The 13,363-nt window shown below is 68.8% G+C and carries 13 protein-coding genes and 1 tRNA gene; 6 read left to right on the top strand and 8 right to left on the bottom strand.

Translation table 11 applies throughout. From position 1 onward, the window contains the following. Positions 1-35: 35 nt before the first annotated feature. Positions 36-584, top strand: coding sequence for a hypothetical protein (locus ACPPVO_RS06435; RefSeq protein ID WP_426510335.1), 549 nt, complete (start codon positions 36-38; stop codon positions 582-584). Positions 585-891: 307 nt separating this feature from the next. After that, positions 892-1,245 (top strand): Imm1 family immunity protein, encoded by a 354-nt coding sequence (locus tag ACPPVO_RS06430; protein ID WP_426510334.1) that lies wholly within the window; start codon positions 892-894, stop codon positions 1,243-1,245. Here the strand turns inward: ACPPVO_RS06430 and ACPPVO_RS06425 are convergent. Both ACPPVO_RS06425 and ACPPVO_RS06420 read right to left on the bottom strand, forming a co-directional pair. After that, on the bottom strand, positions 1,227-1,460 hold the full coding sequence (locus ACPPVO_RS06425; protein WP_426510333.1) for a hypothetical protein: 234 nt from the start codon (positions 1,458-1,460) through the stop codon (positions 1,227-1,229). The genes ACPPVO_RS06430 and ACPPVO_RS06425 overlap by 19 nt on opposite strands. A gap of 1,138 nt (positions 1,461-2,598) precedes the next feature. Beyond that, complete coding sequence (locus ACPPVO_RS06420; RefSeq protein ID WP_426510332.1) at positions 2,599-3,078, bottom strand: hypothetical protein; 480 nt, start codon at positions 3,076-3,078, stop codon at positions 2,599-2,601. A gap of 367 nt (positions 3,079-3,445) precedes the next feature. On the opposite strand from ACPPVO_RS06420, the gene ACPPVO_RS06415 reads away from it, so the two are divergent. Beyond that, entirely contained in the window at positions 3,446-4,612 is a 1,167-nt protein-coding gene (locus tag ACPPVO_RS06415) for a DUF4238 domain-containing protein (protein ID WP_426510331.1), read from the top strand. A 597-nt stretch (positions 4,613-5,209) separates the two neighbouring features. On the opposite strand, the gene ACPPVO_RS06410 is transcribed toward ACPPVO_RS06415, so the two are convergent. The 5 genes from ACPPVO_RS06410 to ACPPVO_RS06390 all read right to left on the bottom strand — a co-directional run bounded on the left by ACPPVO_RS06410 (position 5,210) and on the right by ACPPVO_RS06390 (position 8,655). Then, on the bottom strand, positions 5,210-5,827 hold the full coding sequence (locus ACPPVO_RS06410; RefSeq protein WP_426510330.1) for a hypothetical protein: 618 nt from the start codon (positions 5,825-5,827) through the stop codon (positions 5,210-5,212). 56 nt (positions 5,828-5,883) lie between these two features. Continuing rightward, a tRNA-Arg gene (locus ACPPVO_RS06405) sits at positions 5,884-5,956 on the bottom strand. Between the two features lie 147 nt (positions 5,957-6,103). Further along, on the bottom strand, positions 6,104-6,880 hold the full coding sequence (locus ACPPVO_RS06400; RefSeq protein WP_426510329.1) for a single-stranded DNA-binding protein: 777 nt from the start codon (positions 6,878-6,880) through the stop codon (positions 6,104-6,106). A gap of 142 nt (positions 6,881-7,022) precedes the next feature. Continuing rightward, on the bottom strand, positions 7,023-7,592 hold the full coding sequence (locus ACPPVO_RS06395; RefSeq protein WP_426510328.1) for a hypothetical protein: 570 nt from the start codon (positions 7,590-7,592) through the stop codon (positions 7,023-7,025). Positions 7,593-7,647: 55 nt separating this feature from the next. Further along, on the bottom strand, positions 7,648-8,655 hold the full coding sequence (locus ACPPVO_RS06390; RefSeq protein WP_426510327.1) for an NAD(P)H-dependent flavin oxidoreductase: 1,008 nt from the start codon (positions 8,653-8,655) through the stop codon (positions 7,648-7,650). A 97-nt stretch (positions 8,656-8,752) separates the two neighbouring features. Here ACPPVO_RS06390 and ACPPVO_RS06385 point away from each other — a divergent pair, with 97 nt between their 5' ends. From ACPPVO_RS06385 to ACPPVO_RS06375, 3 genes are read left to right on the top strand one after another with little or no spacing between them, the layout of a single operon-like run. Further along, complete coding sequence (locus ACPPVO_RS06385; RefSeq protein ID WP_426510326.1) at positions 8,753-9,646, top strand: helix-turn-helix domain-containing protein; 894 nt, start codon at positions 8,753-8,755, stop codon at positions 9,644-9,646. A 57-nt stretch (positions 9,647-9,703) separates the two neighbouring features. Then, positions 9,704-11,230, top strand: coding sequence for an alkaline phosphatase D family protein (locus tag ACPPVO_RS06380; protein ID WP_426510325.1), 1,527 nt, complete (start codon positions 9,704-9,706; stop codon positions 11,228-11,230). Positions 11,231-11,244: 14 nt separating this feature from the next. After that, a complete protein-coding gene (locus ACPPVO_RS06375) occupies positions 11,245-12,429 on the top strand; it encodes a hypothetical protein (protein WP_426510324.1) in 1,185 nt (394 codons plus the stop codon). Here the strand turns inward: ACPPVO_RS06375 and ACPPVO_RS06370 are convergent. After that, positions 12,413-13,321, bottom strand: a complete 909-nt coding sequence (locus tag ACPPVO_RS06370; RefSeq protein WP_426510323.1) for a LysR family transcriptional regulator — start codon at positions 13,319-13,321, stop codon at positions 12,413-12,415. The two genes, ACPPVO_RS06375 and ACPPVO_RS06370, sit on opposite strands and share 17 nt — an antisense overlap. Positions 13,322-13,363 lie beyond the last annotated feature (42 nt).

The raw sequence follows: 13,363 nt of genomic DNA, 5'->3' as shown, positions 1-13,363 counted from the left end.
TCGGCATTTGTCAACGTGATCGCGGAGAACGTTTCATGGACGCGCTCGGCCTCCTGGCCGCACACCACGTGCAGGGCATAGCGAAGCTGCGCGGCCACCTGACCAACAACCCGAGCCGCGACGAGCTGCGCCACGGCCTGCTGCAGGCCCGCCTGGCCGCGCAGGCCCTGCTGGCCGGCGTCCGCCCGGTGCTGGAGCCGCCGGTGGGCGACCTCCTCCTCGGCGACGTGCTGCTGGAGGTGCGCGGCCTGAACCGCGCCGGCGGCGGTACGTCACGCCGGCTGGTACGCGCGATCGAGCTGAAGGCGAAACAGACCCGCACCGCCCCGGCCGTCTGGGTGTGGATCGAGGACGACGGCGCGTTCGCGGGCCTGGACGACACGGCGGTCCCGGGCCTGGAACGGGTCTTCGCGACCTGGCCCCACCTGGACGGCGTGGTCCTGTCGGGCGAGGTGCCGGTCGCCTTTCCGCGCGCCGTGCACTTCGGCCCGCAGACGGTCGTGCACCGCCCGGACCTGAGCCCGGCCCGGTACGCGCTGATCCACCGCCTGTGCACCGCCGGCGGCCGTCCCCCGTGTTCTTGAGCCCGAGAACCCAACGGGGCGCCGGGATCGATACCCGGCCCGAAGTCCGGCGACTGATGCGAATGCAAGGAAGCCGGTGATCAGGATGGCCGTGTGATTTGCTTCTCGGCTGCCGCAAAGAAGTTCCGTATATTCTTGATCCAGGTTGGAGTATGACTGTGCATTGGCGGGACGGTAATGGCGAATGGCAAAAGCCCATCACGTTGAATGGGGCTGCGCGGTGACGTCAATTCGAGGTGAGGCATACTACCGGAGACATCACTCGAAATCCCCGATGCAACTCCGGACTCTAGCGGACGTTGACGCTATGCTCGACGCCTTATTGAATGGTCTCGAGGATGAGGAAGCGGCTCAAGTGTTCTCACTTGAGCGGCAGTTGTTGCCGTCAGGTAATCCAGATCATGAGTTGGTTGTTGGTGTAGACAGGGGACTCCGAGTCGGAGTGATCGCCTTTATGGACGAGGACGAGAACTGGGTGCCGGTCGGCTTGACTGAGCCTCGAGATCGGGTCGTGTACTGCATTGCTGGGCACGTGAGGGAGTTCCCGGAAGACTGCGAAGTTCCGCTTGATGTGGTTCGTGAGGCCGTTAAAGAGTTTTTGTTGACTGGCGGAAAACGGCCTACAGGCATCGAATGGAAAGCTCAATACCCGGATGAGTGATTGTACGCGGTCGGCAATGGGAGGGTGAAAACGACGTTCTGGCGTTCTGGTAGCCCGCGCAGCCGACGCTGCCGTTCATACCATTTCTCCACTTGAAAGCTCAACCAGATCAGCCGGACTCCTGCCATCCACACTTGCTCGAACGCCCGTTGCCATGCCTGCTCAGGCCAGGGCAGAATTCCGCCGGCCTCGACGTCGTCATCGACCTGCTTCATTCGCTCGGCTGCTTGCCGGTACCCGCAAGTCCGCCAGCGCCGCCCGCGCATATTGCCCTAGGAACTCGGTCGCCACGCGCAGTGACTGCTGTTCGTCCTCCTCGCCACTGTCGGTATCGGAGGGCGGCATGCCTTGCCAAGGGTCGTCGACAATGCCGCGCATCGCTGAGGCGACAGCGTCCGATCTGCTGTCTGCAATTGCCGATACCGACCGACGAGCAGCTGTGGCCCCTGGAGGCGTGGCATCGCTTTAGGAGAGCGGTGCCTGCCCCCACCGGTCGATGACCGTTCAACAGCACAAACACCGCCTAGCGACCCGTTCTCCTGTGGTGGTTGGCCGCGTATTTGCCGTTCGGGCGTTCATCCGGTTGCTGTCGGGGGTGCGCCCTAACGGAGAGGGAGTCGCGCGGCCTCAATGCCCTCATAAGTTGTGTTACGAGGGCATCGGCACCCGGGGCAACCCTGGACCAGGGGAGTTGGGGCGATCGGGTTCGGTGCAGTCGATCCCGTTGCGCCATAACGGTTATGGGCCGGACTGGGTTGGGCTCGTTCCGGTCGGTTGCTGTACTCCGACGGCATGGAGTAGTAGCCACCGAAGGCGTGGAACCTTCCCTCGGCGGTGAGGGTGTAGCCGGTTCCCTCGACCAGCCCGCGCAGCGCCGCGGCTGCGGCACCCGCGCCGGCGCCGGCGCAGCCATCGATGCGGATCTCAAGGCGGTGAATCCGTCCGGCCCGAAGTCGGGCGACTTGGGCGAACGCGAGGAAGCCGGTGACCTGGCCGCGGAGCAGGGCCAGTGGCTGCGTGGCAGCCATGGGGGGTGCGGGGCGGGAACCCCCCGCCCCGCGCGCCAGCGCGGAGAAATACAGCGTGCGCCCGGTAGGACTCGAACCTACGACCTTGGGATTAGAAGGCACGATCGCGGCAACGGTCGGACTGTCGCGGTCAGCACTCGCGAATCCGGCTGGTGATGGCGGCGACCGTCGATGCGGGCTGCGGTTGCTGTCATCGTTGCTGTCGGACAGCGCCCCTTCCGGGTGAATCGGCGACCCGAGCCTGCCCAGGCGTTCGGGCCAGCGACGCGTTCGCGGACTGGGGGCAGCTGCTCGCCGCGCGTCCCACGACACCTTCACGCGATCATCATTCGATGCGTATCGCGTCGCCGGCGACCCGCTGCCATTCGCGCGCTGTCTCCGGGTGCACCTTCCGGAGGATGATCCGTCCGCGCCACCGGAGGGGGTACTGCGGTGGTCGTAGCCAGGGCCGCAGGACCAGGGAGACGACGCACAAGGCGCCGATGATCTTGGCTGTCGTGGATATCCCCGTCCATATGCGGATGGCGTCGGGTGTGAAGAAGAGGCTCACGACGCCGAACAGGTTGAAAGCGACAAGAACCAGGACGAACCAATTCTGTACAACGTCGTTGGGCAGACCCTTGCCGTGCGAAAGGAACCGCTCTTCCTGGGCGGCCAGCAACGGAATGCGGACCTGCCGCCGACGGTCGTGGACAAAGAGCTGCTCGACGACCAAGGTGACCGGCTCCGCCAGGGTGGCGCCGTCGACCACCGAACGGTCGGGCAGCGGCGGGTCGGTGCTACGCGCATCCCAGGACACCTTCACCCGATCATCATCGATGGACGGCGCAAACGGCGCTGTCCCGGTTGCGAGCCTCAATGCCCTCATAAGTGTCGTTATGAAGGCATCAGCACCCGGGGCCAACCCCGGACAAAGGGATTCCCGGCGATAAGGTTCGGTGCAGTCGATCCCGTTGCGCCATAACGGGTATGGGCCGGACCGGGTTGGGCTCGGTCCGGTCGGTTGCTGTACTCCACTGCTGTACGCGCCGACGGCGACCCGCAGATTAAGAGGGCACGACAGGGATCATGCCTGGCAGCTGGCGTCATGATAAGCGCCGCCTGGGTTGCCATGCTGGCTTGGCCGACAAAATGGTGGGGCTACATCTGTATGGTCTGACTACGATGGCGGCGTGACGCTCCAGCACTATCTTCCCGCGGCGTTCCTCGGTCGGTTCTCGGAGGATGTAAGTGGGAGCTTGCGGCAACGCCGGGTTTGGGTTCAGCGCCGTGACAAGACGCAGGCGTTCCGAGTCGCCGCAGAAAAGATAGGTGCGGAAAATAACTTCTACAAACTGAACGACCCGCAGAACTTCGGTCAGGACGTCGTTGATGAAACGTGGGCCAGGTACGAACAGCACCTAGCGTTTGCGCTCGCTCGACTCATTACCGATGCCCCGTTGGCACTGTCGGCCACGCTTTGGCTTCGAGTGCTCGTGCCGTTTGTAGCCGGGACATTCGTTCGAACTCCAGCCTTCGATGATCGCCACAATCCTTTGTTTGGCGACTATATTGCAGAGGGGCTGTGGGATGAGTTGAGGCTCGGCGACAACACCAATTTGTCACGCCTCACGGCACTCAATCGCCTGCTCGGTCCGATGATGGTTGCCAGATGGACGGTCCTACATCTGCCACCACAAGTTGGCTGCATTACCAATGACCGAGGACTCGCTAACATTAGGCTAGGACGGGACGGAAGGCTCGGCTGGATAATCCCGCTAGATCCCGGGCACATTCTGCAGCTTGAGCCGATTCCCGATGGGCACGGACGCAAAATACTCTATGATGCAGATGACGGGCAATGGTTTGCAGTGATTGAGCATCGGTATCCACCGTTGAAGGCCTGCGTTGGCCTAAATGACGGCATTGCTGACGCTGCTCGGGACTGCATCATCGGCAGCGCGCGAAGTCTGGTTGAGAGCCAACAGACGCGAGCGACATGGGAAACTAATGAACCGTCAGTTGACGTACTTCCATCGCCCCGAATGCAAATGGTTCATGAACTTGACTGGCATCGAGCGGTGTCAGCGCTCCGGTACTCACATAACGATCGAGCCCTCGCAGCTTTCGAGCTCGACATGAACTACGCCTTTAGTCGGGCTAACCCACTGTACCGACACTATTGGCGGCCTTCCTATTTCGCGATGGGCATTAACATGCCTGAGTTTACGCCGGGTCTACGGGTGCAAGGCAGGTTCATCGAGCACTACATGTCGGAGGTTCCCGGGTTTACTGATTACTCGCCCGGACCCTTTCCCTGGGAGGTTGAACCCCCGGAGGGGGATGTGGCAAGCAGGTAGATTCGTGACCCGGTCTCGGAGTCTGGCTTTGGCGGTATGGAATGGCTGGACGGCCCGGTGAACGACTGGCTGTCGAACCTAATCAAGCCGATCTTCAACTATCGAGCCATCGTTACGGATCGGCAGTGAGCTGACCGCTCGTGCTACTGATTCAACACCCGTGCGGAGATGCCTCAGCTCGTGGGTGGCGGCGGGGAGGGTGTCACCGCACCGCAAGTTCCGCTCAGACCTAGAGCGGCTCCATCCATCGACGTTCACGCCCTGGTCCTCGGTCTCGCCGGCGGGCCAGGGCGCTGTCGTTTCTACGGGTTGGTCCTTGGCGTCGCTGACTCTGGTGCGGGCGCCGGGGCTTGCCTGCCGCGTAGGCGAAGCCGAAGCGGCAGGGCGCGAAGCGACCCCGAGGCGCCACGGTGCGCCGCGTCAGCGGCGCCTTGATCCCGTACAGAAATTCATCACACGAAGTGGGAAGCCAGTTCGAACGGACGCCGCCCCAGGGTGATCAGCAAAGAGAAGGCACAGAGGAAGGTCTCCACGGCTCGTCGTCGGCCCGGCCCCCTGTGCTGGACAGCCGGGTAAGCCGGATCTGTTCTGCCCCGTTCAGGCGTGTGGACCGTCATCGCTCATCCCCAGGTCGCATCGCAGCTCCGGCGGACCTCGTTCGCCGCGCGTAGCAGCTCGTTCAGCCAGTCGACTTGTACGCGGCGAAGCCCGAACCTCGCCACGCATTGCGTCTGATGTGATCGGGCGTTCGTCACCCGTCCGGCCCCGCAGCTTCTCAAGCTGGTGTTGTGCGAGCAGCATTGCTCCGACCGTCTCGAGTCCATGGATCGTCTTGCCTACCTGCGCGACTGCTTCGTCGAACGGCATGGTGAAGACGACGCTCATGTCGAAGTACGTCTCGATTTCGGCCTCGCCGTGCGCTGGCCCCGGCAGTTGTACCGGCGTCGCAAGGTAGAGGTGCCGGTCCTTGTTGGTCTCCGACGGCAGGGAGTAGTAGCCACCCAAGGCGTGGAACCTTCCCTCGGCGGTGAGGGTGTAGCCGGTTCCCTCGACCAGCCCGCGCAGCGCCGCGGCTGCGGCACCCGCGCCGGCGCAACCATCGATGCGGATCTCAAGGCGGTGAATCCGTCCGGCCCGAAGTCGGGCGACTTGGGCGAACGCAAGGAAGCCGGTGACCTGGCCGCGGAGCAGGGCCAGTGGCTGCGTAGCAGCCATGGGGGGTGCGGGGTGGGAACCCCCCGCCCCGCGCGCCAGCGCGGAGAAATACAGCGTGCGCCCGGTAGGACTCGAACCTACGACCTTGGGATTAGAAGTCCCCTGCTCTATCCACTGAGCTACGAGCGCATGTCGTCGCACAGGCTACCGCCATACCGCGGGGCCGTGCTGAAGACCTGCCTAAGAACAGCATGTGGCCGGTTCGTGGGCAACCGGGTTGACGGCGGGCCGACGCCGCGGACGGGGAAATGCGCGCGCCGGCCCGCCGCCCGGTCCTCAGACGCCCGCGGGGACGCGCGTACGCGGCCTCCGCCGTGCCCGTGGGCCGGGACCAGCCTCCGCCGCCTCCTCCTCCTCGACCTCGTCAGAGTCGACGGAATCGGAATCGGGGGAATCCGAGGAATCTGGGGACCCCGAGGAATCGGGGGAAGCCAGAGAGTCCGGGGAATCGATGGACGGGGTCGCGGTCTCGAAGGCCGCCGCCAGGTCGTCGGACGCGGCCAGCGAAGCCAGGATCTCCTCCGCGAACGGGTCCCCGTCCTCGACCAGCGTCACCACGCCGCCGAGCTCCGGGTCGAACGCCTGGCGCCGCGGCAGGCCGTTGATGTCGTCGGCCGGGACCGTCGGGGCGTCGCCGATGCGCGCGTCGCCGAGCTCGTCGTCGATCGAGCTGGTCGCGGTGTGGGCCCTGATGCGCGCGAACTTGGCGCGGCCGCGGGACAGGTCGTGGCCCACCGTGTGCGCGTCGAGCTCGTAGCTCACCCGGCGCACGTGGTCCTCGGTCTCCCAGTCGCGGCTGTACAGCCGGCCGGTCACGATGACCGGGTCGCCGACCTGCACGCTGCGGGCCACGTTCTCGGCGAGCTGCCGCCAGCAGTTCACCCGCATCCGCAGGCTGTCCCCGTCGACCCAGCGGCCGTCGCCCCGGTCGAAGCGCCGCGACGTCGACGCCACCTTGAAGCTCGCCACCAGCGTCTGGTTGTCGTCCACGAGTCGCCGGCAGTCCGGTGTGTTGAGCACGTTGCCCACGACGGTGACCTTGGTCTCGAACACGGTCGATCTCCCTCCACGTTCTCCTTGCGGTGTCGGGAGAGAGCGTGCGGGAAACCGGGTGCGCGGCGCTCGGCGCAGGAGCCGATTCTGTGGACGGCGAGGCGCTTGGGGACGGGGTCGCGCAGTACCGCCGGATCTGTTATCAGACCGGGAACTGCCCGACGAGTCCGTGCAGCTCACGGCTCATCGCGGAGAGCTCCTCACCCACGGTGCGGGTGTCCTCGACGCCCTCGGTGGTGACGCGCGCGGCCGCCGAGATGCCGGCGATGTTCGCGGCGATGTCGGCCGAGCCGGCGGCCGCCTGCGCGATGCTGCGGCTCATCTCGTCGGTCGTCGCCGTCTGCTCCTCGACGGCGGCCGCGATCGTGGTCTGGTAGTCCCCGAGCCGGCCGGTGACCTCGACGATCCGGTTGATCGCCTCGGTCGCGGCGGTCGTGTCGGCCTGGATGCTCGACACCTTCGCGGCGCCCGGCAGGCCGCGCACGATGTCGAACGCGTACCCGACCTGCCACCCCGAGATGTCCGTGATCCGGAACTTGAGCTGCTGCGCGGCGTCGAGCTGCGCCTGTGATGCCGCCAGCCGCTCGGCGGTGTCCCGGGTCCCGCCCGCCGCCGAGATCGCCGAGAGCCAGATGGCGACCACGCACAGGGACACGACGAGAAACCCGACCACCAGCCGAGTGACGACCCGCGTTCGCCGGAGCGCCTCCATGCCCCGCCTATCGGCGCTCCACAACTGCACCCGAGCAAAACTTAAGCGCCAAATGCTATCGGGCCGACCAGGCGCCGCCGAGGAGCTTCTCCGCCTCCGCGGTCATCGAGGCGATCACGTCCGCCGCGGGCCGGATGTCGCGCACCAGGCCCACGCCCTGCCCCGACAGCAGCGCCATCTCCTCCAGGTCCCCCGTCGTCGCGTCGCGCATCGGCACGAGGTTGGAGAAGCGGTGCATCGGCATGCGCCGGCCGCCCAGTACCGTCTCGCCGATCACCGGCAGCGGGGAGTCGGGGATGTCGCCGGTGCGGCCGGCCCACTCGCGCACCACGCGGTTGCGCAGCACGCGCATCGGGTTGAACTGCGGCGTCTCCGGGCCGAACAGCGAGGTGCGCTCGGTGTCCTCGGCCGCCGCGAGCACCAGGCGCTGCTTGTACCCGTCGTGGGCCGCCGACTCCACCGTCGCCACGAGGCGGGTGCCCACCCAGGCGCCGTCGGCACCGAGCAGGAGCGCGGCGGCCAGGCCCCGGCCGTCGGCGATGCCGCCCGCGGCCAGCACGAGGGCGCGCTCCCCCACGGCGTCGGCGACCAGGGGCAGCAGGGCGAACAGCGGCAGCGTCGAGGCGTTGTGGCCGCCGGCCTCCTGGCCCTGGGCGACGACCGCGTCGGCGCCGCCCTCGACCGCGGCGCGGGCGGCGTCCACGGACCCGACCTGCTCGAAGACCTTGACCCCGGCCGCGTGCAGGCGGTCGATCCAGGCCTGCGGCGGGTGGCCCCAGTGGAACGAGGCGACCTCCACGCCCGCGGCGCAGGCGGCGTCGATCTGCTCGTCGCCGGTGAACGTGGTGATGAAGTTGACGTTGAGCGGGCCGTCGGTGCCGGACCGGATCGCGGCGATCGTCGCGGTGAGCGCCGGCGCGGGCATGAGCCCCACGCCGAGCGAGCCCAGCGCGCCCGCGTTACCGACGGCGACGGCCAGGTCGGGGGTCATGCCGACGAATGCCATGCCGGCCTGGGCGATCGGCGTGGTCAGGCCGAACGCGTCGGTGAATCTCGTCCTCATGCACCCACCGTGTCGGAAGCCCGTCGCAACCATGTTGCGGCGAGCGCAGGGCGACGTTGCATGGCGTGCAGGGTCGTGCAACCGACAGGGGGGAACGATGCACTGGTCGACGGGGGACCGGGCGCCGGGCGAGCAGTTCGCGTACTGGCGGGAGCTGATCTGCGCCGCCTTCCTGGCCCTCACGCCGGAGTCGGACCTGCGCGGCGGGTTCGCGGGCGACGTGCGGCAGTGGCCGCTGGGCGGGCTCGCGCTCGCCCGGATCGCGTCGCAGCGGCAGACGGTGCGGCGCACCGACGACGACATCGCACGCTCGCCGGTACATGGGTTCTACGCCAACCTCCAGGTGCGCGGCACCAGCCTCATGGCGCAGGGCGAGCGGGTGACCCTGCTGCGCCCGGGCGAGCTCGGGCTGGTCAACACCGACCGGCCGTTCCGCTTCGAGTTCGGCTCGGACTTCGAGCAGCTGTCGTTCTTCGTGCCGTCCGCGCTGCTGCCGGGGCCGGTGCCGACCGCGGCCGCGGTGCCGACGCGCGCCGGCGTGGGTGCGGCGGTGCGGCTCGCGCTCGAGTCGGTGCCCGCCGTGGCGCGGCCGGAGCGGCTGGCGGTGCACGCGGCAGGGATGCTCGCCGTGGCGCTCGATCCGACGCTGCTGCGGCCGGTACGGTCGCCCCGGACGCACGCCGCGGCCCTCGCCGACATCGAGGAGCACCTCGGCGACGACGACCTGTGCCCGGCCGCGACCGCGCGGCGGCTGGGCGTGTCCGTGCGGTTCGTGCACGGACTGTTCGCCGGGACACCCGAGTCGTACGCCGGGACCGTGCGCCGGCTGCGCCTGGAGAAGGCCGCCCGGGACCTGCGCGACCCCGCCCGGGGACATCTGCGGGTCATCGACATCGCCACCGAGGCCGGGTTTGTCAACGTCGCGAGCTTCCACCGCGCCTTCCGCAAGGCGTTCGGCAGCACCCCGCATCATGTGCGAACACATCCGTAGACATCTATACAACGCGCGGCCATGCTGTGTTCATGAGCGGACTCGATGGTGTGCCCCATGAATAGGCTCAGCCGCCGCACGTTCGTCCTCGGTGGGGTCGCCGCCGCCGGGGCCGTGGTCGCGCCCCTGCAGAGCGCCAGTGCCGCCGTCCCCTACCCGTTCCAGCTCGGTGTCGCCTCCGGCGAGCCGGACGCGAGCAGCGTCGTGCTGTGGACCCGCCTCGCACCCTCCCCGCTCAACGCCGACGGGCAGGGCGGAATGGCCAACGCCGACGTCGCCGTCGACTGGCAGGTCTCCACCACCAGCGCGTTCACCTCGCTCGTGGCGTCGGGCACGGTCACCGCCCGCTACGCCGCGGCCCACTCGGTGCACGTCGTCGCCGGGGGCCTGCAGCCGGACGCGGAGTACTACTACCGCTTCCGTGCGCAGGGCTACATCTCGCCGGTCGGGCGCACCCGCACCGCGCCGGCGCTCAACACGCTGGGCCGCGACTTCGTCATGGCCTTCGCGTCGTGCGCGCACTACGAGTCCGGGTACTACACCGCCTACCGCCGCATCGCCGACGACCGCCCGGACCTGATCCTGCACCTGGGCGACTACATCTACGAGGACGCCGCCACCGCCGGCTCGCTGCGCCAGCACGCGGGGGCCGAGATCGTCTCCCTGGCGGACTACCGGCGGCGGTACGCGCAGTACAAGTCCGACCCCGACCTGCAGGCCGCCCACGCCATCGCGCCGTGGCTGGTCGTGCCGGACGACCACGAGGTCGAGAACAACTACGCCGACATGACGCGCGCGGACAGCAGCCCGGCGCTGACCACGGCGCAGTGGACGGCCCGGCGCACCGCGGCGTACCAGGCGTACTACGAGAACATGCCGCTGCGCCCGGCCAACGCCAACAGCGGCAACAGCATCCCGCTGTACCGCCGCGTCCGCTGGGGTCAGCTGGCCGTCTTCCACATGCTCGACACCCGGCAGTTCCGCAACGACCAGGCCTGCGGCGACGGGTGGAAGGTGTGCGCCGACGCGGACCTGGCCACCCGCAGTCTGCCGGGCACCGCACAGGAGGCCTGGCTGCTCGACGGCCTCGGCCAGCACCTGGCCAACTGGGACATCATCGGCCAGCAGGTGTTCTTCGCGCGCCAGTTCGACTCCGCCGGCGCGGGCAACATGGACGCCTGGGACGGCTACCGGGCCTCGCGGGCGCGCATCCAGCAGGGCTGGGTCGACCGCGGCGTGCGCAACCCGCTGGTGCTCACCGGCGACGTGCACGCCTCGTGGGCCAACAACCTCAAGGCCGACTACGCCACCGCGAGCTCCGCGGTCATCGGCACCGAACTGGTGTGCACCTCGATCACGTCGGGCGGCAACGGTACCGCGGACACCGCGATCCCCAACGCCGCGACCAACCCGCACCTGAAGTTCTACTCGAACCGGCGCGGCTACGTGCGCACCAAGGTCACCCAGGCGCAGGTCACCGCCGACTTCCGCGGCGTCGCCTCGGTCACCGAGCACGGCGTCGCCGCCACCACCCTCAAGTCGTTCGCGATCCTCGACGGCCGCCCCGGCCTCCAGGCCCTGTAGGGGGTTCAGCGCAGATGCAGGCCATTCTCGCCGCGGCCCTCGCCGCGGCCTCGATGACATGGACGACCGCCAACAGCACCGCGACCGGCGACCAGGACACCGCCGCGATCGCCGCCAACCGCAACGGCCAGGTCGCCGTGGCGTGGGAGGACGACCGCGACACCACGGACCCGGCGAACAACAGCCACTCGGACATCTGGATCCGCCTGTTCACCAACGGGGTCTCGAAGTACGAGCTCAAGATCTCCGCGGGCGGCAGCTCGAACTGGACCCACCTCTCCCCCGACGTCGGGCTCGACGACAAGGGCAACGCGGTCGTCGTCTGGGCCGAGGACGGCGACGGCAACGGGGTCTTCAACATCCAGTACCGCGTGATCTCCCCGACCGGCACGATCTCCGCGTCCGGGCGGGCCAACGCCGACACCGCGGGCGACCAGATCGCCCCGAAGGTCGCGGTGGACCCCGACGGCGCCCCGACCAGCGGCGCGGTGGCGTTCACCGTGGTCTGGGAGGACGTGCAGGGCAGCACGTACACGGTCAAGGCGGCCGGGTACACCGGCCCGGCCACCAAGGCCTACGAGGTCTTCGCGTCGCAGCAGACCGGCCAGCACCACCGGCCCGACGTTGCCGTCTCCGCCTCCGGCGACGCGCTGGTCGTGTGGGACGAGGACGCCGACGCCAACGGGTACTACAACATCGGGCTGGTCGGCCTGGCCAAGGCGAACGGGGCGGTGAACCTGTCCCGGCGTACCGCGAACAGCCTCGGCGACGGCCAGCAGCGCCACGCCGCCGTCGCGGCGGACTTCAACGGCGACTTCGCGGTCGCGTGGGAGTCCGACCACACCGGTACCGCGGGCGTGTGGACGCGCTCGTTCGGCCCCGGCGCGGTCGCGCGCGGCACCGAGGTGCTCGTCGCCGACGGCGGGGCCAACCCGGCGATCGGCGTCGACGGGCAGGGCGGCACGGTGGTCGGCTGGTCGGCGACCGACCTGTACTGCCGGGGCTTCAACGCGGACGGCACGACCGCCGGCCGCCTGCCCGCGCAGGTGCTCACCCAGACCACGACCGGGCGCCAGGAGCAGCTCGGCGTCGCGGTCGACAACTGGGGCGGGTTCTCGGTGGCGTACACCGACGACAACGACGGCAACACGTTCGACCAGGTGATCCTGGGCACCGGCGGGATCAACGCAGACTGGTGAGGATGACCTCCTTCACCCGGGTCCGCAGCCATCGGTGAGCGCCGTCGGCGTCGAACCGGGCGTGCCAGGCCTGGGCCAGCTCGAGAGGGGGCAGGTCCAGGCCCGGCACGCGCAGCGGGACGAGGTTCAGCGCCTCGACGGTCGCCCGCCCGAACCGCTCGGCGCCCAGCCCCACCAGGTCGGTCTGGGCGACCATGAGCATCGCCGCCGCGTACGTCGGCGTGGCCAGCGCCACCGTGCGCCGTAGCCCGTGCGCCTCCAGCACCGCGTCGATCGGCCCGGTGAGCTTGCCGCGCCGGGAGGCGCTCACGTGCACGGCCTCGGCGAACCGCCGCAGCGTCACCCGCCCGCGCGTGAGCGGGTGCCCGGCCCGCACGAGCGGGACCAGGCGCTCGCGGCCGAGCACCTCCACGCGCACCTCGGGCGGCGGGTCGGCCACGACGCCGATGTCGAGGTCGACGTCGCCCGAGCGCAGCGCCGCGGTGTCGGCCTGCGGGCTCTCGCCGAGGAAGCGCAGCCGCACGCCGGGCGCCTCGGCGGCGATGCGGCCGACCAGCGGCGCCGCGACCGAGACGGCGACGTCGCTGGCCAGCAGCGTGAACGTACGGTCCAATGTGGACAGGTCCGGGGGCTCCGGCGGGGCGAAGACGGCGTGGGCGCGGTGCAGCAGGTCGTGGACCTCGTCGCGGATCGCGACCGCGCGCGGCGTGGGCACCATCCGCCGCCCCGAGCGCACGAGCACGGGGTCGCGCAGCGCGGTGCGGATGCGGGCCAGGGTGCGGCTCATCGCCGGCTCGGACAGGTGCAGGCGCGCCGCGGCCCCGGTGACGCTGTGCTCCTCCAGCAGGGCGTCCAGCGCGGTGAGCAGGTTCAGGTCCAGGTTGCCATGCATGCGGTGCATTATTGCGGTACGAACTATGCATTTGAAGTTAGG

This window comes from Dactylosporangium sp. McL0621, from assembly GCF_049995355.1.
GTDB lineage: Bacteria > Actinomycetota > Actinomycetes > Mycobacteriales > Micromonosporaceae > Dactylosporangium.
The sequence above is the reverse complement of the archived record's forward strand: the minus strand, read 5'-3'. Positions and strand labels throughout refer to the sequence as shown.

Bases quoted from the DNA above. Each gene is read 5' to 3' on its own strand.
- ACPPVO_RS06430 (WP_426510334.1), top strand. From the start codon at position 892: ATGCTCGACGCCTTATTGAATGGTCTCGAGGATGAGGAAGCGGCTCAA.
- ACPPVO_RS06375 (WP_426510324.1), top strand. From the start codon at position 11,245: ATGCAGGCCATTCTCGCCGCGGCCCTCGCCGCGGCCTCGATGACATGG.
- ACPPVO_RS06410 (WP_426510330.1), bottom strand. From the start codon at position 5,827: ATGGCTGCTACGCAGCCACTGGCCCTGCTCCGCGGCCAGGTCACCGGC.
- ACPPVO_RS06435 (WP_426510335.1), top strand. From the start codon at position 36: ATGGACGCGCTCGGCCTCCTGGCCGCACACCACGTGCAGGGCATAGCG.
- ACPPVO_RS06385 (WP_426510326.1), top strand. From the start codon at position 8,753: ATGCACTGGTCGACGGGGGACCGGGCGCCGGGCGAGCAGTTCGCGTAC.
- ACPPVO_RS06380 (WP_426510325.1), top strand. From the start codon at position 9,704: ATGAATAGGCTCAGCCGCCGCACGTTCGTCCTCGGTGGGGTCGCCGCC.
- ACPPVO_RS06425 (WP_426510333.1), bottom strand. From the start codon at position 1,460: ATGAAGCAGGTCGATGACGACGTCGAGGCCGGCGGAATTCTGCCCTGG.
- ACPPVO_RS06370 (WP_426510323.1), bottom strand. From the start codon at position 13,321: ATGCATGGCAACCTGGACCTGAACCTGCTCACCGCGCTGGACGCCCTG.
- ACPPVO_RS06395 (WP_426510328.1), bottom strand. From the start codon at position 7,592: ATGGAGGCGCTCCGGCGAACGCGGGTCGTCACTCGGCTGGTGGTCGGG.
- ACPPVO_RS06390 (WP_426510327.1), bottom strand. From the start codon at position 8,655: ATGAGGACGAGATTCACCGACGCGTTCGGCCTGACCACGCCGATCGCC.